This is a genomic window from Bacillus sp. ISO11 (genome assembly GCF_003458115.1).
GTDB lineage: Bacteria > Bacillota > Bacilli > Bacillales > Bacillaceae_G > Bacillus_A > Bacillus_A cereus.
Genome location: NZ_QXCO01000035.1, coordinates 26,039 through 48,772 on the forward strand (window position 1 = coordinate 26,039; position 22,734 = coordinate 48,772).

The window sequence follows — 22,734 nt, forward strand, 5'->3', positions numbered from 1 at the left end:
TTTGTGAAACGTTCCGCCAAATTCCTTTGGCGGTTTTTTGTATTTTTCTCCCCCGCTCCTTCCTAACCTACAAGAAAAGGAGTGTTGAACATGAATAGCGCAACAAATCAATCTACCTCTAAAACGCAAACTACACAAGGACAAGGTGAATTAAAACGCGGATTAAAATCGCGGCACCTTACGATGATTTCTCTCGGCGGTACAATCGGTACCGGACTATTTCTTGCCAGCGGTGGTGTCATTCATTCAGCTGGTCCTGGCGGCGCATTAATTGCATACGCCGCAATTGGAATTATGGTATATTTCTTAATGACAAGCTTAGCTGAACTTGCAGCTTACATGCCTGTTACTGGATCTTTTAGTACGTATGCAACAAAATTTGTTGATCCATCACTTGGTTTTGCACTTGGATGGAACTATTGGTATAACTGGGCGATTACAATTGCGGCAGAACTAGCGGCCGTAACATTAATTATGAAATTTTGGTTCCCAGATACCCCTTCTCTTATTTGGAGCGGATTATGTTTAGCTATTATTTTCCTTTTAAACTATTTATCTGTTAAAGGGTTTGGTGAATCTGAATATTGGTTCGCACTTATTAAAGTAGTTACGATTATTATCTTTTTAATTGTCGGCTTTATGATGATTTTCGGAATTATGGGGGGCGAAACTGTTGGCTTCAAAAACTTCACTGTTGCTGATGCACCATTTAACGGTGGTATCATGGCAATTATCGGTGTATTTATGGCAGCTGGTTTCTCCTTCCAAGGAACTGAATTACTTGGGGTAGCTGCTGGTGAAACGTCTGATCCAGAACGTAATATCCCAAAAGCAATTCGTTCAATCTTTTGGCGTATTCTTTTATTCTATATCCTTGCGATTCTCGTTATCGGTTTACTAATTCCTTATACAACTGAAAGCCTTGCTGCAAGTGATGTTACAGTAAGTCCGTTTACACTTATTTTTGAAAAAGCGGGCGTTGCCTTTGCTGCTTCTGTTATGAACGCTGTTATTTTAACTGCTGTACTATCTGCTGGTAACTCTGGTATGTATGCATCAACTCGTATGCTTTGGGATTTAGCTCGCCAAGGAAAAGCACCAAAGTTTCTTGGTAAATTAGATAGCCGCGGTGTACCTGTTAACGCGTTAATCGTAACATCGATTGTCGGTAGTATTGCTTTCATTGCTTCTTTATTCGGTGACGGTGTTGTATACATTTGGTTATTAAACGCATCCGGAATGTCTGGCTTTATCGCATGGGTCGGAATTGCAATTAGTCATTACCGTTTCCGTAAAGCGTATATCACACAAGGAAAAGATTTAAATGACTTACCATATAGAGCAAAATGGTTCCCATTCGGTCCACTCTTCGCATTTACTCTTTGTATTATCGTAATTTTAGGACAAAACTATGGCGCATTTATGGGTGAATCAATCGATTGGAACGGCGTACTTGTTTCTTACATCGGTTTACCACTCTTCTTAGTACTATGGTTAGGATATAAATTTACGAAAAAAACAAAAGTGATTCCACTCGATAAATGTGAACTAAAATAAAGTGAAACGAGCAAACAAATTTGTTTGCTCGTTTTTTGTTGCAAACCTCTTTGCTTCCCTATTGCTCCTGTTTTTGCAATAATAAAGGAAATATAAATAAAGGTTGGGATACAATGAACATTCGCATTACTGATGAAGCGAAAGCAGCTATACATAGATTAGAACGTGAAGATAAAAAGATCGTTCGCATTAGAGGAACAATGACGAACTCTTGTAGTATTTTCGTTGATGTCGATTTAATTTTGGATACATATAACGCAGATGATGTTGTATATGAAGATGCGGAGCTTATCGTACAAATGGATTCATTCACGAAAGACTACACTGGTGATACAGTGAAGCTTGATTATAAGACGACAGGTTTTAGTATTACGACTCCGAATGAGACGTTAGTTTATGGTTTGTCGATAAAAAAATAAAAATTGTTTTCATTTGACCACTGAGGTGAAAAAATGGGTAAATATGTTCCGTTAAAATTTTTATTTAACGAAGAATTAGCAGAAAAAATGGCTGATTCTATTTGTAAACACGATCCTACTTTCTCTAAAAGAAACTTTGTATCTTCCGTAACATGTAAAGTTGAAAATTTAGAGTTAAAGCAGCGTATTGAAGTAATAGCAGATGAATTACATAATGCATTACAAAAAGATTTTAATGAAGCAATACATATATTACTAAAAACATTAGGCCCAGAAAATACAACAGAAGTAGGCACATTTACAAACGGATATATGTACATGCCTCTTGCAAAATACGTTGAAAAATATGGACTTAACGACTTTGAAACCTCATTCAACGCCATGTATGAAATAACGAAAAGAAATACTGCTGAATATGCCATTCGGCCTTTTCTTGAAACATACCATGAAGACACACTAAATATATTACAACAGTGGATTTATGACGAAAACAGCCACATTAGAAGATTAGTTTCTGAAGGTACAAGACCAAGGCTTCCTTGGGCTAAAAAAATAGGAGCTCTAAAAGATGATTTTAAGTACAATTTACAGCTTCTTGAACCATTAATGAATGACCCTTCTAAATATGTTCAAAAATCTGTAGCCAATCATATTAACGATATTACGAAAGAAGATAAAGAACTCGTTTTTCAGTGGTTACAGCAATTACGTGATAAACAGCATCCTATTAAACCTTGGATTATAAAACATGGACTAAGAACAGTAATAAAAAGTGGTACTTTACCAAAAAATTTTTCTTTTTAAGTATTTTAAACAAAACCGCTTATGCTTCAAAAATGAAGCATAAGCGGTTTTCCTTTTGAATACAGAAATAACAAACATAAAAAGTACTTTAAATTTCTTCTTTATATCATTATTTTACTAACTCTTCTATGTTATTACTTTCCTTAATTTTTTCGGATGATAGCCAGAGTGAATAACTTGTTCCATCCTTGTTCCTTAAATATATGTTAAATTCCTTATTATATAGTTCTTCTTTAAGAATAGTGACTACCTTTCTCAAATCATCTATTACATATGGATCATTTCTATATTTTATCTCACTGTCATTGAAAACTAAAGTCAATTCATACTCTAGACAATTGCCGTCTTTCGGGTGTGGACAAGTAATATCCTCAATTACAAAACGATCATTTTGAATTTCATTTAACCTTACGCCTACTTTTGTTTCAGTTTGAATCAAATATGTCCAATAACCGCTTACAGTGTTTTTCATTGTTAAAAGCAGTTCTTCTTTCGTTATAGCTTTTTGCACATTTTGAAAAGGGAAACCTATAGATTCACCATTATAATCCTCAATTTCAAGTGTTGTTATCTTTCTATTACTCTTCTGAATGAATTGAATTAGAGCATATAAACGATCTAATTCTTTTGATTCAAATTGACTGTAATCAATCTTGTCACTCGTTTTTAAAGTTAATAATAACTTATCCGTTAGTTTCTCCTCTATATCATCATCCACTATATATTGAAAAACATTTTTATTTTCTGGTTCCACGTAACCTAATTTTTTAATTTCTTCTAGCATTGGTTTAAATTTCTTATATTCCTCATATGTTTTTTTTCCGTATTGATATTCATCACCTTTTATTCTTGAATATAAGAAGCCATCTACCTCTACTCTAAATTGAATATTTTTGTTATTTTTTGCTTGAACAGTATGATATGTATGCCCCATATTCCCTTCGTTTATAGCACCCCAATGTGTTACAATCACATCAATTCCGTGCTTTTTTTTCACATATTTTTTCACCTGATCGTCATCTTTATAATTACACCCACTTAAACATAAGAAACATAACAATACTAACATTACATTTTTCATTCTTTTCATATAGCACCTTGCCCTCTTTTCGCATAAACAAAATATTCCATATATAAAGAATACTAAATCGCTGAATGTTTTCAAAGAATTAAAATATTTTTACACTCGGTTTATATATCTATTTCTTTTATTAATAGCTCTAATAAGTTTTAATATTGATAATCGAATATAATAAAAAGAAACCTAAATTTAAGGTTTCCCATTTTTACCAACAATTTAAATTTTAATAGATATTTTTTAGCCAAGTAATAATTTGTAGTACCTGAAACGACTCAAACCAAGTAATGAAAAACAGGAGAACAAAGAAAGAGATAAGTGATATGAATTTTAATCTTCCATCTTCACGTCTAGCAATCGCTATAATACTCAGAACCACTCCAATTAAAAAAGAAATATACCCTAATAGGATAATAGGCTCAGAATAGCTATCTATTATCCTATTTAATCCAAATAATAACATTCCAAAAGTCATCAATGTTATTGAAAATACACTAAATTTTTTCATAATTCAACCTCCAATATAATTTTACTATTTTATGGAGAGAATAATTTTTTTATGCGTATGGATGAACAATTACACTATAAAATTAGATAACTCAATTTATTTTTTCATTAAACAACTGCCTTCTTTTATACCCTCAAAGGATTTTCACTCAATTAACCCGAATATATAAATAACAATTCTCACAAGGAGTAACTTTATATGAATCTATTCGAACACGAAACATAAAACCGTTCCACTTTAATAAGAGGTCCTCCCTTTTTCTTTTCTCATCATATCATCCATTAAAAAAATAGGAGGACATAATTATGAAACGTGATCCATTATTTTTAACTTTATTAGAAAGTGCAAATACACATTTTAGCGGCTGGGATTTTTCTTTCATTTCAGAAACAGGTCGAATGAAGAGCGAGCCTTTATCGTGGTCATACGGCAGTACTACTTTTCAGCTTATGCAACGTGCAGAATCAATGCTCGATATGGGTACTGGCGACGGAGAGTTTTTATCTATGTTACAACCGTTCCCGTCAACTATATTCGCTACTGAGGGCTACGCTCCAAATGTGCCAATTGCTCGAAAGAAATTAGAGCCTTTAGGGGTTACCGTTGTAGAAGTGACCGATGATACTGCTTTGCCATTTCAAGATGGTCAATTTAATTTAATTATAAATCAACATGAATCGTATGCTGCTTCTGAGGTAAACGGAATTCTTTCTCCAAGTGGCGTTTTTCTTACACAACAAGTTGGCGGTCTTGATTGCGCGGAACTTAATGAGCAGTTTGGCTCACCACTAAATAGCGAATTTGCAAGTTGGTCTCTCGAAACCGCATGCAGTGAGTTAAAGCAAAATAGATTTACTATCTTAGATGCAAAAGAGGAATTCCCTTTCCAACGCTTTTATGACATTGGCGCTATCGTCTATTATTTAAAAGCAATTCCGTGGCAAATTCCTGATTTTACTGTTGAAAGGTATTGTGAGGAATTATATCGTATACATGAAATCATCTTACAAAAAGGTTATTTTGATGTGAAGCAACATCGTTTTATGATTAAGGCGATTTGTAGCTAACAAAAAGAGGTGGCAAAGCCACCTCCTTTTTGCTCCGTTTACATATGTTCTCTACTCTTTCATAATAAGAAAAGTTATATCATGCATATTACAATTATGACCAATGAATTGTATTTCTGAAACATATAATCACCTCGCATATATGATAAGAGCAAAAACGTGATTTTTCACTTTCCTCTTCTATTGAGAAATGAGTTGTTTTTCATATCGCTTGTTCGCATCATCTTCTGTCAAACATGCAGTTGTGTAATGAATAATATTCCGGTTATCATACGTAAACATATGTTCTAACTTATTTTCTTCTGTTAATACTGTCGGTAAGTATTTTGGTAAATTGCTAACTACTCCTCTATTATCACCATCTAATATCCAATCAATTTCTTTCCATTCTAATAGACCTTCAGCCGTACGTAATGGTGTATTCATTTGCATTCCATCTGGCAAATCAGCAACGAACACATACATTCCTTCACTAGCCTGGGGCTCATCTTTACCTTTAAAACCAACAGTCCCTTTATACGTTACACTTGAAAGTTCTATGCCCGTTTCCTCAAATGTTTCTCTAATTATTCCTTCGTATGGCGTTTCATTATCTTCTATTTTTCCTCCAACACCATTCCACATCCCCATATTCGGCTTTTTATTTCTATTTAATAGCAGTATTTTATCGCTTTTTCTAATAAAGCAAATTGTGTATTTGTACATACGATCATTTCCTTTCATTTTCCACATGAGTTATTTGGCTTATTTTCAAGTAAAAACACTCGCCTTACAATTCCTTACTACATAATATATAGTACAACTTTCATGCGTAAACACTTTACGTCAAACGAGAGAATCCTTTTTAGAAAGGAGAATTTAAAATCGATAATATAAGCAATGAATTTCTAAACCAATATTACAACAGCCTCGTATGGTTAAACGATACACACTGGTTCGGGGTTCCAATCTGTAAACTTCCCTCTGATCTCTTTTTGTATCAAGAAATCATTTATGAATTAAAGCCCGATTTAATTATTGAATGCGGGACTTTTCACGGTGGTAGTGCACTGTATTTAGCTTCTATGTTAGATTTAATTGGAAAAGGTCACGTACTTACTATCGATATAACTCCGCAGCCAAATCGACCATCACATAATCGGATTACGTATTTAACAGCATCTTCTGTTTCTGTGCAGGCCGTCCAAACAATAGTAAGCATGCGCAAACCTGATGATGTGGTTTTAGTTATTTTAGATTCTGATCATAGTAAAGAGCATGTATCCAAAGAACTATTACTATATAAATCTATCGTCACTACTGGCAGTTATATGATTGTAGAAGATACCTCCATTAATGGACATCCGCTTCTTCCCGATTGGGGGCCTGGCCCGATGGAGGCTGTGGATGAGTTTTTAACTAAAAATAATAACTTCATAATCGACGAGTCTAAACATAAATTTTTCATATCATTTAATCCAAAAGGTTTTTTAAAGAAAATAAAGTGAAACTTTAATAAGTGGGGTTTTGCTCCTCTCCCACTTATTCTATTATTTTCATTTTTGAAAAAGGATAATATACAAATTCCACCTTGCCAATTATGTTATCTTCTTCAATATATCCTAAGCCATTTCGACTATCTCTACTTACTTCGCGGTTATCTCCCATTACAAATAACTTATTTGGCGGAATTTTTGTCTTTTGAAAGTTATAAAACACTTGTGTGTTGTTAAATAAATCTTTGTTTGTATATGGTTCTTCTTGCTTTTTATCGTTCACATATACCTTTCCGTTCGTTATGTTAATTACATCACCAGGAAGCCCTATTACACGTTTCACATAATATTTCGATTCATCCGCTTCCTTTATAATGACAATTTCTCCGTGTTGTAAATTAGAAAGACGTACTACTGCTTTATTTACAAATACGTAGTCTTCTTCATATAAAGTCGGCTGCATCGATTCCCCTTCCACCTTACATAAAGTAAAAGAATGGTAGCCTATGACTATCACCAATATAAATAGTATGTACTTGCCCCAGCCTCTCTTAATCTCCTTTTTCATATCCATTCCCACCTTATAAAGCGCTTTTTAACTCAAAAAATATATCACTGCACAATATGTTTCCATGCAGTGATACTATTTTTACTGTGCCTTGTTCGGTTGTTCTACTGGAATTGAATTTGCATTTGATCTATTTGTTTTTAACTCAAAATACGCATCCAAAATTTCTTTACCAATCGCAGAATTAATTCCTGATTTATCATCATTCACCCATGGTACAACAACTGAAAAAGCTACTTCCGGATCAGCATCATATGGTGCATAACCGGCAAGAGTTAAATTATAACATTTTTTTCGGTTGTTGTTCTCATCTCTTCCAATATCACTTTCTCCACCATATACTGTCTCAGCTGTTCCTGTTTTTCCCGCTGGTTTATATGGTAGACCTTTAAACGTTCCGGTACCTGTTCCGTCAGCTTCTTGAAAAACTCTTCTAAATCCTTCTTTTACATGATTAATGTACGAAGTGTCCATATCCACTCGATTTAATACAACTGGTTCAATCGACCGAACGACTTTTCCTACATCCTCTGGTCTATTCGGTTGCTCTCTAACTTCTTGTACAATTTGTGGTTTCATTCGGTAACCGCCATTTGCAATGGTTGAAATATATTGTGCAAGCTGAAGCGGCGTATATGTATCATACTGTCCAATCGCGTAATCAAGTAAAAATCCGGGTATGTTATCAGTTCTACCTACTTGACCAATTGATTCATTTGGCAGGTCAATACCAGTCGACACACCTAGGCCAAATTGTCTAAAATAGTAGCGCATTTTATTAAATGTTTCTTGTTTAATGTCCAATGGATTGTTTGGGACATAATTAATGCCTGCCATTTTTAAAGCCGTATTAAACATATAAACGTTCGATGACACTTGCAAAGCTCTTAAATCATCAATATCCCCAAATTCTTTCCACGATTTCTTCGGCTTAGAACTTCCTTTAAAATACATTGGTGCATCAAAGAAATGTGTATACGGCTTAATCGCTTCTGTTTGATATCCAGTTAATAAAGTAGCACCTTTTACAGTTGACCCTAACTCATAAGAACTTGTCATCGTTCCTAATGCATAATCTTCTATTTGCATACCGCCATCTTTATTTACAATTTTCTTTCCTGCCATTGATAAAATTTGACCGTTTTTCGGATTCATCATTACTACGAACGCACGATCCATCATCGGCTCTGCAGCATGAAAGGCTCGTAAATTCTTTTCAAGGCTTCCCTCTACTCTTTTCTGTAAATCCATATCGACTGTTAACATCAAGTTATTTCCACTTTTTCCTTCAGTCACTTTTTCTGTTCGAACAATCTTCCCTGCTTTATCCATAATATTTTTAGACTGTTCTTTCGTTCCGTGTAGTGCATCTTCGTATTGTTTTTCGATGTAACTTTTACCAATACGGTCGTTTCGATTATAATCACGAACTAAATAATAATCTAATTGTTCTCTTGGCAAGCCCTCATTTTCAGTAGAAACGCTACCAAGGATGGAACGAAGTATTTTATCATTTGGGTATTCACGTTCCCAGTCCACTGTCGTATCCACTCCTGGCAAACTTGCCAATCTTTCACTTACGACTGCGTATTCATTTTGACTTACATCTTTTTTTACGATTTGCGGCGTCATTTTATATCCCGCATTCATTTTACTTTTAATTGCTAGTACTTCTAAATCCTCTTTTGAAAGCTCGCTTAATTCTTCTTGCGTAATTCTTTCCCTACGTAACTCTTCTACTTTTTTATCTAATTCTTTTCCTTCTATTTCTTGCTCCCTAAATTTACTATCATCTTCTTTTGTCACTTTTGCAGCTGCTCGCTTTTCATTTAACTGCATCCAAAAATCTTTTTTATCTGTTTCTGTCAACTTATCTATATCTTCTGGTGACATTTCTATTAGCTGCGCTAACTGCCTTGCTACTTGTAAAACTTCTTTCGAATCTACCCCTTTCATTTTCGTATATGTAACGGTTCGTAGTGGTTTGTTATTTACAATCACTTGGCCTTGCCGATCAAACATTTTCCCTCTAGGAACAGGCGTGCTTACCGTTACATCTTCCTTTTTGTTCACTTCATTTCTATACGTTTCTCCATCAATGATTTGTACTTTACCTAATTGAATTATAATAGCTGAAAATAAAAGAAAGACGATAAAAAATAGTACATTTAACCGAAAAGGAATATGGGTCTTTTTCTTTTTCGATTGTTTCTTCTGCTCCTTTTTCTGTCTCATTTCGCTCCCTCGCTTCATTCTATTAACATTTCTACATAGAACCATTATGTATCAAATTTATTTATATGATATATATAGAATTTTATATTAATTACAAAAGAAATAAAAGATTTAATTTTCAGTTTTTTAATTTTATATCCTATTTATTACCATTCCCCTTAATTCGTCATAACATGAATTTTCTTCAAACAAAAAACTGAGGTGTTCTCTATACACCCCAGTGTTTTCGTTAACTTATTTCATTGAAGATAACCCTTCAACAAACTCACCAATCTTATTTTGAAAAACAAAATCAAAGTTATATTCTTGTCCTGTTAACTCTTCATTTACTAAAATTGTCGTTGCCCCGATTTCCCTCTTTGCGATTTGTGGGAATGAAGCGACAGGTTGTACTTTTAACGACGTTCCTAAAACGATAAGTACATCTGTTTCATATAAACGTTTCATCGCATTTTGATATTGAGGCAGTGTATCTCCGTATAAAACAACGTCTGGATTTAAAATGAAATTACACTTCTGACAACGCGGCACTTCATGATCAATCATATACTGTAAATCATATCCCGCTTTACACTTCGGACAATGTGCTGTTTGAAGTGTTCCATGTAAATCAATGACATGTTTACTGCCACCTAATTGATGTAAACCGTCAATATTTTGCGTTAAAATCGTAATATCTTTCCCTTGTTCTTCTAGCTCAGCTAAAAAACGATGTCCACGATTTGGTTTATATTGATGGAACGTATTAATTTGAAAGATTTCTTTATAATGCTTCCAAAATTCTTTCGGACTTCGGTTATAATACCCTCTTGATAAGTACATCTCCACATTCGCATCAGCATACAATCCATTTGCTGAACGGAAATCTGGGATACCACTTTCCGTACTTGCACCAGCGCCTGTTAATACTGTAATTTTCTTCGCTTTTTCTAAAATTGAACGAACTTCTTCAAATTGTTGCACAAAAATCACCTCTATGTATTTTCCTATTCTTATTATACCAGTTGTTTACAGGAGGTGTTGTACAATTCATTTTACTTAATGCGTTGCGCCCCCAATCTCTACAATATCTACTTCAACTGTCATCGTTACTTCAATTGCCAATTCTATTCCCTTACGAATAGTAGAAAGTGACATACTCGGTTGCCCTGGATAGTTACTCGCTTGTTCTGGTAAAAACGGAATATGAATGAATCCGCCTTTTATTTTCTTATCATGTTTCTCTAGTTCATGCATAAGTCCATAGAATAAGTGATTACAAACGAATGTGCCTGCCGTCTGTGAAACAGATGACGGTATGCCCTCTTCGCGAAGTTTTTTTACGATTGCTTTCATCGGAAGTGTAGACCAATACGCAATCGCTCCTTCTTCTACAACCGGTACATCTACTGGCTGATTCCCTTCATTATCAGCAATTCTTGCATCATCAATATTAATTGCGACACGTTCTATCGTAATATCTGGTCTGCCCCCAGCTTGTCCGATACATATAATAATTTCCGGCGCTAGTTCTTCTATATACTCTTTTAATACGCTTATTGATTTATGAAATACAGTTGGTATTTGTTTGCTTATTATCTTGTATTCTCCAATTGTTTTTTCATGCAAACCTTTTGCTACTTCCCAAGCTGGATTGATATTTTCTCCGCCAAACGGATCAAACCCTGTTAATAATACTGTTTTCATAGTTTTATCCTCCTAATTAAAAACGATATACAAGGCCGTACATAATAAACATATTTATGATAAAAATTGAAAGAGCAATTGGTACTTGCGCTTTAATAACCGCATTTTTATCCTTTAGCTCTAAAAGCATCGCAGGTACGATATTAAAGTTTGCTGCCATTGGCGTAAGCAGTGTTCCGCAATATCCAGCAAACATACCGAGTGCTGCCATAATTGCTGGGTTTCCGCCGTGCATTTGAACTATTAAAGGTAAGCCAATTCCGCCAGTAATAACAGCAAACGCTGCGAATGCATTTCCCATTACGACTGTAAATAGCATCATGCCTAAACAGTACGCCATAACAGCAACGAACGGATACTCTGTCGGTAACACTTGTCCGACTAAATCAGAAACGACTTGTCCAACGCCCGACTTCGCAAAAATACCGCCAAGTGCCGCTAACATTTGTGGTAAAATAACAGCCCAGCCGACAGCTTGTAATAGTCTGCTTCCTTCTTGAACAGGCGTTGTTATTTTCGATTTTGTAATACGCATCGCCGCGACAAATGCGAGTAATGCACCAAGCGCTAATGCAACTAAAGTTACTTTATCTGGATCAACAAGAGAGACATTTCCCCATTTAATTTTCCCTAACGTCAACGTACCGATAATTGTAAAAATAGGAATTAATAGTGCAGGCATAAAAATTTTATTTTTTAATTTCTCAGCATGTTTTACACGTTCTTGTACTGGAACTTCTTTTTCCTCTGATTTTGTCACTTTATTTAGCGAGGCTAAAACGACCATAGCGAGCACGATACAGCCAACGTAAAACGAAGGAATTACATTTCCAAATAAAAATGTAACTGCAAACAATGCCCAAAATAAACTAGAACCGAATCTGTTTGGATGTTCACGATCGAATGCAATACGAACAGCGATAAAAGCAACAATTATCCCTAATACATAATAGATTGTATCCATTGTGATGATGTTCATATTAGATTGCCTCCTTCTCTTCTTTTCCTTCTGCCTTCATTGTTTTCTCTATATATTTATCAAACCTTCTAAATCTAATCCAGCTTACAATAAGTGCAGATATTGCTGTCGGAATGCCCCAAAGTGCCATATCCCATACACCGACATGCATACCTACTGAATCGAAGAATCCTTTCATTAATAAAATAGCACCAGTTGCGATGAAAATATCTTCTCCGAAAAACCAAGCTGTATTTTCCGCAGCAGCTGCGTTTGCTTTAATCTTTTCTCTTAATTTTTCAGGAAGTTTACCGTATTTACCTTGCGCAGCCCCTTCTGCCATCGGTGCAACGAGCGGCCTTACTGTTTGCGCATGCCCACCAATATTAAGCCCTAGTGCTGCTGATGATTCTCTTATCGTAAAATATGACATTAATACTCTTCCAGTTGTTGCTCCTTTTGATTTCGTTATAAGTGCTTGGGCTCTTTCTTTTAAACCGTAACGCTCTAAAATTCCGATTACCGGTAAAGTTAATATAATTGGCATAGACATATATCTATTTTCTATGAAAAATTTACCGAACATGCTGATCACATCATAAAAACTTAATCCTGAAACCATACCAGTAACAATACCTGCAACCATAACTACTAAAAGTGTATTTAATCTAAATAAAAAGCCCACTGCCACTAATAATATCCCGATTAATTTCACCAATTCCAACACTTCCCCTCATTTTTTATTTCGGTGCACATATAGAAATACCATAATACCCGAATGTTCTGTATATTCTTTCTGCAAATTGCACTGCTTTTTCCCCATCACCGTGTAAACAAATCGTTTGCGTCTGAACTGCTACTTTCTCTCCATTGATCGAATTTACATGGCCTTCTTTCACCATTTGAAGTACTTGCTTTATCGCTTCGTCTTCATCTTTTATAAGCGCATTTTCTTCTGTACGGCTCGTTAATGTACCATCTTGCTTATACGTACGATCCGCAAAAGCCTCTTGTACGAGAGTTACATTGTATTTTTCTGCAGCCTGTATAAACGCCTCGCTATTTGCTAATCCGTAAAGTAATAGACTTGGATTTATATGATAAATTGCCTTTGCGATTGCATCTGCAATTTCCGGATTAGACGCCGCCATATTATATAAGGCACCGTGCGGCTTTACGTGCTGCATCTTCCCGCCAGCCACTTTTACAAACCCGTCTAATGCGCCGATTTGATATAAAACATAATCGTATACTTCACTTGCTGAAACATTCATGTTTCTTCTACCAAATCCAATTAAATCAGGAAATCCAGGATGCGCCCCTATTGCTACGTTATGCTCCAAAGCTTTTTCAACAGTTTGACGCATAATAGACGGATCACCCGCATGAAAACCGCAAGCAACGTTTATAGAGGAAACGAACGGAAGAATTTCATCATCATTCCCCATTTTATAAGCTCCAAAACTTTCTCCTAAATCACAGTTTAAATCGATTGTAGTCACAATGTATTCCTCCTAATTCCAGCTTCGTAAAGCGATGAATTTCTTTAATAGATTCATATTTACTTCCTGTTCTATGTACAATTGTTCCGCTTCTTCAAGCGTAATTTTCTCAAAAGAAACATAGTCCCCCGGCTTTAGCTGGGCAAGAAGAGGTAAATCTACTGAAATGATATTTCCCATTCTCGGATAGCCACCTGTCGTTTGCCTATCTGCCATTAATATAATCGGCTGTCCGCCATTAGGAACTTGAATAGTTCCAAATGTAACAGGACTCGATAAAATCTCTTTTTCTTCAATCCTATTTAAAACTTCTCCCTCAACCCTGTAGCCCATACGGTCAGCATAATTAGATACCTTATACTCTTTCGTAAAAAATGCCTTTCTACTTTCTTCTGTAAATTGATCGTATTCAAAGTCAGCTATGACACGAAGCTTAGGATGTTTCTTATACTTTGGTAGTACGCTGTTGCTAATTACCCATTTCGTTTTTATTCGCTCATCTTTTTGTAAGTCTTGAATGAAACGATTCGCCATTTCTGAGTACGTACCAATTTGAAAACAATCTCCTTTTTTCAGCATTCTTCCTTCTATACCACCAATCGCAGCACGTATGTACGTACTTTTGCTTCCCATTGTACGCTCAATATGTATACCACCCGCAAAAGTCACATACGCTCTACAACCACTTTTCACTTTTCCAAAACAAAGCATACTACCTTCTTCCGCTAAAATGGGACGCCATAATGGGATACGTTCTCCATTTAACAACGGTTCCATATCAACCCCACCAATTGCGAGTAAAGTCGTTTTCTTTATTAACAATTTAGGACCTAAAATCGTCATTTCTAATCCTGCTTCATTCTCTTCATTACCGACTAACATATTGATGAGCCTAAGCGCATTTTTATCCATAGCACCCCCAACAGATACACCAAACTGTTGATAATAAGATCGCCCTAAATCTTGGACTGTTGTAAACATTCCTGCATGCAAAACTTCTACATCCATTCTTTAGCCCCCTCAAGTGATACGTACTCTTCCTTCGTTATCGGGATAAATCGTAAATACATACCACTTTGAATATATGTTGGCATTTCTTCTTTCGGATTAAATAGAGCAATAGGTGTTCGGCCGATAATATTCCATCCACCTGGTGTTTCAAGCGGATAAATACCTGTTTGATTTCCGCCAATACCTACTGAACCAGGAGAGATTTGTAATCGTGGTGTTTCTTTTCTAGGTGTTTCTAATTCTTTTGATAGTCCTCCTAAATACGGGAACCCTGGTGTAAAACCAAGCATATATACAAAATATATAGTTTCACTATGTATTCGAATCACATCTTCTACTTGTAAACCGTGATAATGCGCGACCTCTTCTAAATCAGGTCCATATTCTCCCCCGTAGCACACTGGTATAGAAATATGTTTCATATCCTGTTTTACTTCTTCTTTATAAGAATCACACAGCTCCTTTATATACTGGCGAACGTAATCATATGACCTTTCACTTCTCTCATTTCTCTTCCATACTTCGTATACATTGTAGTAAACAGCTAATGAAGTAAACGACGGAACACACTCAATCATTCCTGCAAACGGATGTTGCTGCAGTGCTTTAAATAACCGCTGTACTTTCTCATATATACCCATCTTAATTTCTTCACCAAATGTAACAATAATTGCTTGATCCCCTAACGCAGAAAATTTCATCCTACTCCCTCTTTCTATGCCAAAAAGCCGAGTTCTTTCGAAATGCGATGCGCTGTTTCTTTCACCTTCGCAATAAAATATGAAATGTTACTTTCGCTGTACTCAATTGCTAATCCTGAAATACTAATGCCTGCTACAACCGTTCCATCGCTCGCGAAAATGGGTGCTGCTATCGCGGCTGTATGATTTTCTAACTCAGAATAACTAATTGTGTAGCCTTCCTTTTTTGCCATTTGCAACACTTCTAACAATTGTTCCTTATCCACGATTGTTCCATCTGCAAACTGTTTTAAATCCACTTCCTCTATGTATCTCCGTTTCTCTTCCTCGGAGAAATACGATAGTAAAATTCTTGGACATGCACCAGCATAAAGCGGTGCTCTTCTTCCAACCGCCGTATACACGCGTACCGGCTGAACACCCTCCATCTTTTCAACGTAAATTGCCTCATTATCATCTTGAATTATTAAATTAACTGCCTGTCCTAAACTATCTCTAAGTTCTTTCATATAAGGAATTGCTATATTTCTTACTGATAATCGGTGTGAAACAAGTTGACCGAACCGTAAAAATACGACCCCTAAACGATATTTCCCCTTTTCGTTTTTTTGTAAAAACTCCATCTCTTCCAACGAACCAATTAAACGATAAACAGATGTTTTCGGCATATTTGTAAGCTGAACCATCTCAGTTAAACTTAGCTCTTCATGCTCATAAAACAACTCTAAAATATCCATTGTCTTAACTGCCGTTTTATTTATACTCATTCTATCTCCCTTTCGTTCCGAATTACGGAACTTAAATTCCGTTTTTCGAAACAAACATATAATTTAAAATTATAAAATATTCTTTCAATTCAATCAATAGATTTTAAGCAAATAAAAAAGTATGGAAGAATATCTCTCCCATACTTCACCACACTTTATAACGCTCTTACTTGTTCCAACGGCCAGAAAACAGCTTGTCCTTTTCCGACAATTTCATCTTCTGAAATAAAGCCAAACATGCGACCATCCTTAGAAACTTCACGATTATCCCCTAAAACAAATACTTGGCCTTCTGGCACTTTCGTTTTCCCAGTGATTTGTTCTAACGTAAAGTCTGGAGTTAATACACGACCTACTGCTTTTTCTTTAAACTTTTTTAAATATGGTTCTTCCATCGCTTTTCCGTTTACATATAAAACATCATTTTTATACTCAACTGTATCGCCTGGCAAACCAATTACTCGTTTTACTAAATCGTATCCTTCTTTTCCGTGGAAGACGATAATATCAAAGCGATCTAATCCACTTATACTATAACCAATCTTATTCACGAGAACTCGTTCGTTATTTTTTAAAGTGGGCATCATTGATTCACCTTGCACTAAAGAAGGTGTAAATAAAACACCGCGAATAATAGCAATTAATACAAGGGTAAAACCTATCGTTTTAGCCCAAGAGAATAATTCTTTCTTTGTATTTTCCTTCATCGTTTCTCCTCTTTCTTAAGCACTTATTTTATTATTTCAACTAATTCTTGTACTAAATTAGGATCTATTTCAGAAAAACATGATTTTCCTTCTCTTACCGCTGTACCGACATGCGCCTGCGTGATTCCAGTTTCATCTAGCAATCGCTTTATATTTTCTTTCGTCACGCCAGCTCCAGCTACAAGCTGAATTTGACCATCGCTTACCTTTTGCATTTCTGTAAGCACCGGAATATTCTCTACTATATTTCCTTGTCCACCTGAAGTTAAAACGTGAGTCACTTTATGAAACTTCTTTAAAGTTCTCATCGCTTCTACTGGATTTTCTATATCATCTATCGCACGGTGGTACGTTACATTTATTCCATCTACAACAGATAGTAAGTCCGCTAATTTCTCTTCATTCACTTCATTTCGTTCATTTAATACGCCTAATACTACACCAGCTGCTCCTAACTTCTGTGCAACTATAATATCTTCTTTCATCATTTCAATTTCTTCTTCCGTATATGTAAAAGACTTCGCATGCGGACGAATCATAACATGAATTGGTATACTTACCGCTTCTACCGCTTTTTTTATAAAAGCATAACTCGGTGTTAAACCACCTTCTGTATAAGATGAAATTAATTCAATCCGCTTCCCGCCAGCGCTTTCAATTCGTTTTACATCTTCTAAACATGTTGCAATAACCTCTAGCATGAGATGACCTCTTTTCGTGCTTTTTTCTTATTATAACATTAGTAAAAATAAGAAGCCTAGCTTTCTCCTTTAAAACTTAAAAAAGAAGAATGAAAAGAAAGATTTTTTTATTGGCAACAATTATTGGTAACATCCTATTATTCATGTACACTCCTACCATAATGAAAAAACCCGTCATTTTGACGGACTTTTCTAATTTCAAGCTTTTCTTTCCTCAGTTTTCATATCAATGCCTAATTGATCTTCCAATAACTTTACACCTTTCTTTGTAAGATGGACAGCTCGGTTCTTATCCGTTTTTGTAATCCATTCCTGTTCAAAAAATAGTTTTGCTATTGCAGATCCTAACCAACCGGCAATATGGTAGCGTCGTTCACTCCAATCAAGGCAAGGTTTTGCAAATACCCTCCTTTTTGTATCTGCCTCATCAACATTTATTCCAAAATTCAGAAACCATTGCTTACCTTGTTCCGTTACAATGTATTCTCCATCCTCTAAAATTATAAATTGCCTATCTAGTAATTTTTCAGTTATCTCTACACCGAGTTTGCCTGCAAGATGATCATAACAAGTTCGAGCATAACGAATTTGTTTTAGTTGGCTTGATTGTTTTAAAGAGCGAACTTGAACTGTTGGTGCAATTGTCCCTAACTTTTCAAGCACTTCTGCAACTTCTTGATTAGCAAGTCGATAGTAACGATGTCTACCATGTTGTTCAACTGTAAGTAAATTCCCTTCTACTAATTTAGAAAGATGCGAACTAATTGTTGGATGTGACACTTTTGCCATATAAGCCAATTCACTAGCAGGTAGTGCCTGATTATTCATTAGACAATCTAATATGATTGCTCTTGTAGGTTCAGCAATTAGTTTAGCTATATATGAGATATTCGGATATACATTCATATTTCGATGATACCCTAACTATTAAATTGATACAATTATTTTAAGTTTAATAGTAAAGGAGAATGTATTATGAATGCAATTGATCTTAGTATATTAAATTTGAAAGAAACGAGAAGGCGCTCAGAAAAATTATGGAATTCTCTTCCTAATAATTTTCTTAATTGGAAGCCTGATCCTGAGGCTATGTCTTTTGGTGAGATGATTCGTCATGTATGGAGTTCAACTTTTTACTACCATATGATTATAAAAAACAACGGTTCAATAAACGACATACGTATCCCGTATGATGACGAGCCGATTACTTGTGTAAAAAAAGAAATTGAATTGGCACAATCATACTTTACTGACTTCATAGAATATGTTCAATCGATAAGCATAGCCGAGCTAGATTCAAGACTTATTGATAGAAGCGATGTTGGCTATCAACGATATTTAGGCGATATGCTATTACGAATTGCCTATCATGATGCGGTCCATGCAGGTCAATTTTTACAATATTTACGAACGGTAAACTTAGAAAGACCATTAATTTGGGATTAAATACGAAAAATGTTTATACAGCCTCCAAACTGGCATTACAATAAGAATTTTTCAACAAGAAACAATCACAAAACCATGATAATCATTTATATTAAAAACCTACATCTCAACCAAGTGCTTCATACACATAAAAAGCACGGGTTTGATTACTAATCAAACCCGTGCTTTCAAAACAAATATAATATCCATAAACAATAAAATGTAAGCTTTAAAAACTACGACCGAAACGCCGCATCCGCCAGCATAGACAATGTTGCATCATCCATCGGTGGATTATGCAGTCCTGCTCTGACGTTTAAATAGTAACGATGGAGCGGATTTTTTTCTGATAAACTTTTTGCTCCTACGATGCGCATCGATTTATCCACTATAGATATCGCCGCATTTGTTACAGCATATTTCACGGCTGCTAATTCTGCTTGCAGTGATAGTTTATCTTCTGCCTCATCGTACTTTTTCGCAATTTGATATAAAAAGACGCGAGCTTGCATAAGCTCGAGTTCTAATTCTCCAACTAATCTTCTAACATTCGGCAATAAACTAATAGAATGGTTTAAACTGTTTGGCTTGTATGATTCCGCAAATTGAACTGCATAATTTCTTGCTGATTGTGCAATTCCTAAATAACATGCTGGTATATGTAGCAACCAGCCAACACCCTTTTGTTTTACTTTCCCGCCTTTTATATCTGTAAAAAAGCGACTTTCTATCTCTACATTTTGTAAGACAAGGTCGTGGCTAGCAGTCCCTCGCATTGCAACGCTATCCCACGTTTCTTCAATAGATACACCGAGTGTATTTCTTGGAATAACAAACTCACCAACTTCTTCTTGGCCTTCCATACTTGCTGAAATAATAAAATAATCAAGTACTGGCGCCATCGTTGTAAAAGTTTTTCTTCCATTTATAACCCACTTCTCGCCTTGTTGAACCGCTATTGTTTCTGGTTTGCCGCCACGCGTCGGACTCCCTGTTTTCGGTTCTGTTGCTGCCCTGTTAAAGAGCGCACCATTACGTACTTCTTCGCAAAACCATTTGAACATCTCATCATTCCAAGAGCGATTTTCCGCTAGCTCTTTCACAATGCCAAGATGCCAGCCAATCGATAATGCAGTAGCTCCGCAGCCTTCCGCGATTTTCTCTTGAAATAAAACAAAGTCATATAAAGAAATCGCACTACCACCAAATTCCTTCGGTAACGTTAATTTCGTATATCCGATATCTTTCAAATCATTTATATTTTCATACGGAAATGATCCTAATTCACTTAGCTGATGCTCCCTTTCCATGAACTTCGGAATCAATTTATTTATTTGTGCAATAATGAAAGATTGTTCTTCTGTTTCAACAAATGAGAGTGCCATACTATAATCTCCTTTATGTTCGATTCATCAACCGCTCACTTTTTCATTATGATTATATGAAGCTACCTCTCTATTGTTTCACTATTCCGATAAAAATACAATGTTTTTGACTAATAAGAAAAGTTCCTATTTAAGGATAGGTTCTTTTCTTATGTTAATCTCCCTTCAATGCCTTTAATGGCAAAGAGGTTACATATCCAATATACGAGAATAATTCTTTAAAAAAGAATGGAATTTCTGTGTCTAACGTTTTATATGCTGATGTCGGCGTTGGTGAAGCATACGCTTCAATATTAATATGTTTTGCAATTCTCATTGCGCGTTTCATATGAAGTGGATCACTTACAATCGTGTATGTGCGTATTCCGTTCTCTATTCCAACTTGCTTCGCATTTTTTAAATTTTCTTCAGTGAAAAGGGATTTAGTTTCAATTAAAATATCTTCCTCTTTTACACCTTGTTTCATTGCATATACTCTTGCAGTACGTGCTTCCTCAAGTTCTGCCTCGAACTTTGTACCACCTGTAAAAATAATCTTTTTAATATTTCCGTTCTTATATAAAGAAATCGCATGATTAATTCTTTCTTTAAATACAGGAGATGGTTTTCCGTTCCATGAAGCTGCTCCTAGTACGATACCAGCATCCGTTTTCACGTCATCATTTGCTTTAAAACGATAACTCCAAATATCGTAAGCTGCATAACTTACATATAAAATAGCAGAACAAATCATTAGTAAAAATACTTGAAAGATTCGTCTTTTCTTACTCTTCTTATTTTCTTTCATTTGTAATTGCCTCCGTACATCATCCATACTTCTATAAAAAACATTTATATCAAATCGTTTTGTTTGAGTTTATTTAAAAGAAGGAACTTTACTTGTTATTTATGTATAAAAGGGTTTTCATTTAAAATTGAGGATTATCAATTCATTTTCATTTGCGGTTTTCATTACATTTTTTAAATTCATAAGTTTATTACCATACAACTACATTGTAACGAATTTTTTCTCAGAAGGGAACGATGAAACAAAAGGAATTAAAATAAAGTAGCATTTTGTAAGAAAAAAGGTATATTTTTCATGTCTCACGAACAATATACCTTTCAAAACACGAATTATAACTTTTCTTTATACAACTCTAATTTTTCTAACAATTGTTCTTTTACGCCTGGCCATTCACTCGAGATAATACTGTACACCACCGCATCTCTCACATAACCATTCGGTAATTTTCTTTCATTTCTAAGCACACCTTCTTTTAATGCGCCTAATCTTTCAATTGCTCGTTGTGCTTTTTCATTTCTTGCATCCGTCTTAATTTGTACCCTAAGCATATGCAGTTTTTCAAAAGCATACTGAAGAAGCATATACTTACACTCTGTATTTATACTCGTACGTTGTACACTCGGATGATACCACGTTTGCCCTAACTCAACTGTCTTATCTTCTACTGAAATATTATATAAACGTGTACTTCCTACAATCTTATTCGACTGTTGATCTACGGTTACGAAAGGTATTTGATTACCTCTTCCGTAGCCCTTTATCGCTTTTTGAACGTATTGTTGCATATCTTGCACACTATCCATTTTAGAGATTAAATACGCCCCAATATCCCGATTTCCTTCTACAATCGAAAACAAAGTTTCGACATCAGTATTATCCATTAACCGCAACTTTGCTCTTTCGTGAATAATTTCCATTTTTAAGCCCCCTTTGTTGTTACTATATCATAAGAATCAAAAACGTATTATACTAATATAAAAATATAGAGCGAAGAATTCTTTTCAAATATATTCTTCTCGTATAAGGTAGGAAGACTCATCAGTAAACCTCAAAAAAATAATTTTTTGATAATTTCCAATAAATTCTATATAATGATAAACGGGAGGGGATAAAAAATGCTAGATCAAATTACTTGGGGAACGCCAGGCAGCTTATTATGCTTAGGGTTCTTTTTTGCGGGACTAGGAATCTTCTTAAGAAGCGTTACGTCATATACGAAAAATAAATAAGAATATCCCGCTTTTAAACAAAAGAAGCCCTCTTTTTTGAGCTGCACCCCAATTGTTAGACACAGTCTAACAATTGGAGGTGCAGTTTTTTGTATGACAAAATTTACGAAGGATTTAAAGTTAACGCTCGTTCAAGGATTTAATCCGAAAATAATTTCTCAAGC

At 35.2% G+C, this 22,734-nt stretch carries 25 protein-coding genes; 6 read left to right on the top strand and 19 right to left on the bottom strand.

Features of this window, described 5'->3' with window-relative positions; genetic code table 11:
• The first annotated feature begins 90 nt into the window (after window positions 1-90).
• From D1166_RS25970 to D1166_RS25985, 3 genes are all read left to right on the top strand, one after another.
• Window positions 91-1,557 (top strand): amino acid permease, encoded by a 1,467-nt coding sequence (locus tag D1166_RS25970; protein WP_001083388.1) that lies wholly within the window; start codon window positions 91-93, stop codon window positions 1,555-1,557.
• A gap of 113 nt (window positions 1,558-1,670) precedes the next feature.
• Window positions 1,671-1,976 (top strand): iron-sulfur cluster biosynthesis family protein, encoded by a 306-nt coding sequence (locus D1166_RS25980; protein WP_001026190.1) that lies wholly within the window; start codon window positions 1,671-1,673, stop codon window positions 1,974-1,976.
• A 33-nt stretch (window positions 1,977-2,009) separates the two neighbouring features.
• On the top strand, window positions 2,010-2,780 hold the full coding sequence (locus D1166_RS25985; RefSeq protein WP_000521708.1) for a DNA alkylation repair protein: 771 nt from the start codon (window positions 2,010-2,012) through the stop codon (window positions 2,778-2,780).
• A gap of 109 nt (window positions 2,781-2,889) precedes the next feature.
• On the opposite strand, the gene D1166_RS25990 is transcribed toward D1166_RS25985, so the two are convergent.
• Window positions 2,890-3,870, bottom strand: coding sequence for a hypothetical protein (locus D1166_RS25990; RefSeq protein WP_097861377.1), 981 nt, complete (start codon window positions 3,868-3,870; stop codon window positions 2,890-2,892).
• A 214-nt stretch (window positions 3,871-4,084) separates the two neighbouring features.
• The gene (locus D1166_RS25995) at window positions 4,085-4,366 is read right to left on the bottom strand and encodes a hypothetical protein (RefSeq protein ID WP_000714729.1); all 282 of its coding nucleotides are present in this window, start codon (window positions 4,364-4,366) and stop codon (window positions 4,085-4,087) included.
• Between the two features lie 305 nt (window positions 4,367-4,671).
• Between D1166_RS25995 and D1166_RS26000 the strand changes: the two genes are divergently transcribed.
• Window positions 4,672-5,433 carry a methyltransferase domain-containing protein gene (locus D1166_RS26000; protein WP_000817578.1) on the top strand — a complete coding sequence of 254 codons (762 nt, stop codon included), beginning with the start codon at window positions 4,672-4,674 and terminating at the stop codon, window positions 5,431-5,433.
• Between the two features lie 180 nt (window positions 5,434-5,613).
• On the opposite strand, the gene D1166_RS26005 is transcribed toward D1166_RS26000, so the two are convergent.
• A complete protein-coding gene (locus tag D1166_RS26005; protein ID WP_000677958.1) occupies window positions 5,614-6,156 on the bottom strand; it encodes an NUDIX hydrolase in 543 nt (180 codons plus the stop codon).
• A 140-nt stretch (window positions 6,157-6,296) separates the two neighbouring features.
• Between D1166_RS26005 and D1166_RS26015 the strand changes: the two genes are divergently transcribed.
• On the top strand, window positions 6,297-6,920 hold the full coding sequence (locus D1166_RS26015; protein ID WP_080008954.1) for a cephalosporin hydroxylase family protein: 624 nt from the start codon (window positions 6,297-6,299) through the stop codon (window positions 6,918-6,920).
• A 34-nt stretch (window positions 6,921-6,954) separates the two neighbouring features.
• Here the strand turns inward: D1166_RS26015 and lepB (D1166_RS26020) are convergent, their stop codons facing one another.
• The 13 genes from lepB (D1166_RS26020) to D1166_RS26080 form a co-directional block, all read right to left on the bottom strand.
• Entirely contained in the window at window positions 6,955-7,476 is a 522-nt protein-coding gene (lepB, locus tag D1166_RS26020) for a signal peptidase I (protein WP_001986493.1), read from the bottom strand.
• A gap of 81 nt (window positions 7,477-7,557) precedes the next feature.
• The gene (locus tag D1166_RS26025) at window positions 7,558-9,711 is read right to left on the bottom strand and encodes a peptidoglycan D,D-transpeptidase FtsI family protein (RefSeq protein ID WP_001249202.1); all 2,154 of its coding nucleotides are present in this window, start codon (window positions 9,709-9,711) and stop codon (window positions 7,558-7,560) included.
• A 234-nt stretch (window positions 9,712-9,945) separates the two neighbouring features.
• Window positions 9,946-10,674, bottom strand: a complete 729-nt coding sequence (locus tag D1166_RS26030; RefSeq protein WP_001183799.1) for an NAD-dependent protein deacylase — start codon at window positions 10,672-10,674, stop codon at window positions 9,946-9,948.
• A 75-nt stretch (window positions 10,675-10,749) separates the two neighbouring features.
• Window positions 10,750-11,397: a pyroglutamyl-peptidase I gene (pcp, locus tag D1166_RS26035; protein ID WP_000859703.1), complete on the bottom strand. Its 648-nt coding sequence runs from the start codon at window positions 11,395-11,397 to the stop codon at window positions 10,750-10,752.
• A 16-nt stretch (window positions 11,398-11,413) separates the two neighbouring features.
• Entirely contained in the window at window positions 11,414-12,376 is a 963-nt protein-coding gene (locus D1166_RS26040) for a DUF979 domain-containing protein (protein ID WP_001021658.1), read from the bottom strand.
• Between the two features lies 1 nt (window position 12,377).
• Window positions 12,378-13,073, bottom strand: a complete 696-nt coding sequence (locus tag D1166_RS26045; RefSeq protein WP_000239814.1) for a DUF969 domain-containing protein — start codon at window positions 13,071-13,073, stop codon at window positions 12,378-12,380.
• A 22-nt stretch (window positions 13,074-13,095) separates the two neighbouring features.
• The gene (pxpA, locus tag D1166_RS26050; protein ID WP_000207314.1) at window positions 13,096-13,857 is read right to left on the bottom strand and encodes a 5-oxoprolinase subunit PxpA; all 762 of its coding nucleotides are present in this window, start codon (window positions 13,855-13,857) and stop codon (window positions 13,096-13,098) included.
• A gap of 12 nt (window positions 13,858-13,869) precedes the next feature.
• Window positions 13,870-14,865, bottom strand: coding sequence for a 5-oxoprolinase subunit C family protein (locus D1166_RS26055; RefSeq protein ID WP_000382258.1), 996 nt, complete (start codon window positions 14,863-14,865; stop codon window positions 13,870-13,872).
• Entirely contained in the window at window positions 14,856-15,569 is a 714-nt protein-coding gene (pxpB, locus tag D1166_RS26060; RefSeq protein ID WP_000672274.1) for a 5-oxoprolinase subunit PxpB, read from the bottom strand. The genes D1166_RS26055 and pxpB overlap by 10 nt, the downstream gene beginning before the upstream one ends.
• A gap of 14 nt (window positions 15,570-15,583) precedes the next feature.
• Window positions 15,584-16,336 (bottom strand): IclR family transcriptional regulator, encoded by a 753-nt coding sequence (locus D1166_RS26065; RefSeq protein WP_000026357.1) that lies wholly within the window; start codon window positions 16,334-16,336, stop codon window positions 15,584-15,586.
• A gap of 155 nt (window positions 16,337-16,491) precedes the next feature.
• On the bottom strand, window positions 16,492-17,043 hold the full coding sequence (gene lepB / locus D1166_RS26070; RefSeq protein WP_000662498.1) for a signal peptidase I: 552 nt from the start codon (window positions 17,041-17,043) through the stop codon (window positions 16,492-16,494).
• A 23-nt stretch (window positions 17,044-17,066) separates the two neighbouring features.
• Window positions 17,067-17,744 (bottom strand): copper homeostasis protein CutC, encoded by a 678-nt coding sequence (locus D1166_RS26075; protein ID WP_000895112.1) that lies wholly within the window; start codon window positions 17,742-17,744, stop codon window positions 17,067-17,069.
• Between the two features lie 198 nt (window positions 17,745-17,942).
• Window positions 17,943-18,650: an ArsR/SmtB family transcription factor gene (locus D1166_RS26080; protein WP_001103809.1), complete on the bottom strand. Its 708-nt coding sequence runs from the start codon at window positions 18,648-18,650 to the stop codon at window positions 17,943-17,945.
• A 69-nt stretch (window positions 18,651-18,719) separates the two neighbouring features.
• Here D1166_RS26080 and D1166_RS26085 point away from each other — a divergent pair, with 69 nt between their 5' ends.
• Window positions 18,720-19,190 (top strand): DinB family protein, encoded by a 471-nt coding sequence (locus D1166_RS26085; protein ID WP_000991284.1) that lies wholly within the window; start codon window positions 18,720-18,722, stop codon window positions 19,188-19,190.
• Between the two features lie 215 nt (window positions 19,191-19,405).
• Here the strand turns inward: D1166_RS26085 and D1166_RS26090 are convergent, their stop codons facing one another.
• The 3 genes from D1166_RS26090 to D1166_RS26100 form a co-directional block, all read right to left on the bottom strand.
• The gene (locus D1166_RS26090) at window positions 19,406-20,554 is read right to left on the bottom strand and encodes an acyl-CoA dehydrogenase family protein (protein WP_001218341.1); all 1,149 of its coding nucleotides are present in this window, start codon (window positions 20,552-20,554) and stop codon (window positions 19,406-19,408) included.
• Window positions 20,555-20,708: 154 nt separating this feature from the next.
• Window positions 20,709-21,341, bottom strand: coding sequence for a YdcF family protein (locus tag D1166_RS26095; protein ID WP_000662216.1), 633 nt, complete (start codon window positions 21,339-21,341; stop codon window positions 20,709-20,711).
• Window positions 21,342-21,670: 329 nt separating this feature from the next.
• On the bottom strand, window positions 21,671-22,258 hold the full coding sequence (locus D1166_RS26100; protein ID WP_097861379.1) for a GNAT family N-acetyltransferase: 588 nt from the start codon (window positions 22,256-22,258) through the stop codon (window positions 21,671-21,673).
• Window positions 22,259-22,734: the final 476 nt, after the last annotated feature.

Excerpts from the sequence above, each read along its gene's own strand:
- D1166_RS25970 (WP_001083388.1), top strand. The coding sequence starts at position 91 with ATGAATAGCGCAACAAATCAATCTACCTCTAAAACGCAAACTACACAA.
- D1166_RS25980 (WP_001026190.1), top strand. The coding sequence starts at position 1,671 with ATGAACATTCGCATTACTGATGAAGCGAAAGCAGCTATACATAGATTA.
- D1166_RS25985 (WP_000521708.1), top strand. The coding sequence starts at position 2,010 with ATGGGTAAATATGTTCCGTTAAAATTTTTATTTAACGAAGAATTAGCA.
- D1166_RS25990 (WP_097861377.1), bottom strand. The coding sequence starts at position 3,870 with ATGAAAAGAATGAAAAATGTAATGTTAGTATTGTTATGTTTCTTATGT.
- D1166_RS25995 (WP_000714729.1), bottom strand. The coding sequence starts at position 4,366 with ATGAAAAAATTTAGTGTATTTTCAATAACATTGATGACTTTTGGAATG.
- D1166_RS26000 (WP_000817578.1), top strand. The coding sequence starts at position 4,672 with ATGAAACGTGATCCATTATTTTTAACTTTATTAGAAAGTGCAAATACA.
- D1166_RS26005 (WP_000677958.1), bottom strand. The coding sequence starts at position 6,156 with ATGAAAGGAAATGATCGTATGTACAAATACACAATTTGCTTTATTAGA.
- lepB (WP_001986493.1), bottom strand. The coding sequence starts at position 7,476 with ATGAAAAAGGAGATTAAGAGAGGCTGGGGCAAGTACATACTATTTATA.
- D1166_RS26025 (WP_001249202.1), bottom strand. The coding sequence starts at position 9,711 with ATGAGACAGAAAAAGGAGCAGAAGAAACAATCGAAAAAGAAAAAGACC.
- pcp (WP_000859703.1), bottom strand. The coding sequence starts at position 11,397 with ATGAAAACAGTATTATTAACAGGGTTTGATCCGTTTGGCGGAGAAAAT.
- D1166_RS26040 (WP_001021658.1), bottom strand. The coding sequence starts at position 12,376 with ATGAACATCATCACAATGGATACAATCTATTATGTATTAGGGATAATT.
- D1166_RS26055 (WP_000382258.1), bottom strand. The coding sequence starts at position 14,865 with ATGGATGTAGAAGTTTTGCATGCAGGAATGTTTACAACAGTCCAAGAT.
- pxpB (WP_000672274.1), bottom strand. The coding sequence starts at position 15,569 with ATGAAATTTTCTGCGTTAGGGGATCAAGCAATTATTGTTACATTTGGT.
- D1166_RS26065 (WP_000026357.1), bottom strand. The coding sequence starts at position 16,336 with ATGAGTATAAATAAAACGGCAGTTAAGACAATGGATATTTTAGAGTTG.
- lepB (WP_000662498.1), bottom strand. The coding sequence starts at position 17,043 with ATGAAGGAAAATACAAAGAAAGAATTATTCTCTTGGGCTAAAACGATA.
- D1166_RS26075 (WP_000895112.1), bottom strand. The coding sequence starts at position 17,744 with ATGCTAGAGGTTATTGCAACATGTTTAGAAGATGTAAAACGAATTGAA.
- D1166_RS26080 (WP_001103809.1), bottom strand. The coding sequence starts at position 18,650 with ATGAATGTATATCCGAATATCTCATATATAGCTAAACTAATTGCTGAA.
- D1166_RS26085 (WP_000991284.1), top strand. The coding sequence starts at position 18,720 with ATGAATGCAATTGATCTTAGTATATTAAATTTGAAAGAAACGAGAAGG.
- D1166_RS26090 (WP_001218341.1), bottom strand. The coding sequence starts at position 20,554 with ATGGCACTCTCATTTGTTGAAACAGAAGAACAATCTTTCATTATTGCA.
- D1166_RS26095 (WP_000662216.1), bottom strand. The coding sequence starts at position 21,341 with ATGAAAGAAAATAAGAAGAGTAAGAAAAGACGAATCTTTCAAGTATTT.
- D1166_RS26100 (WP_097861379.1), bottom strand. The coding sequence starts at position 22,258 with ATGGAAATTATTCACGAAAGAGCAAAGTTGCGGTTAATGGATAATACT.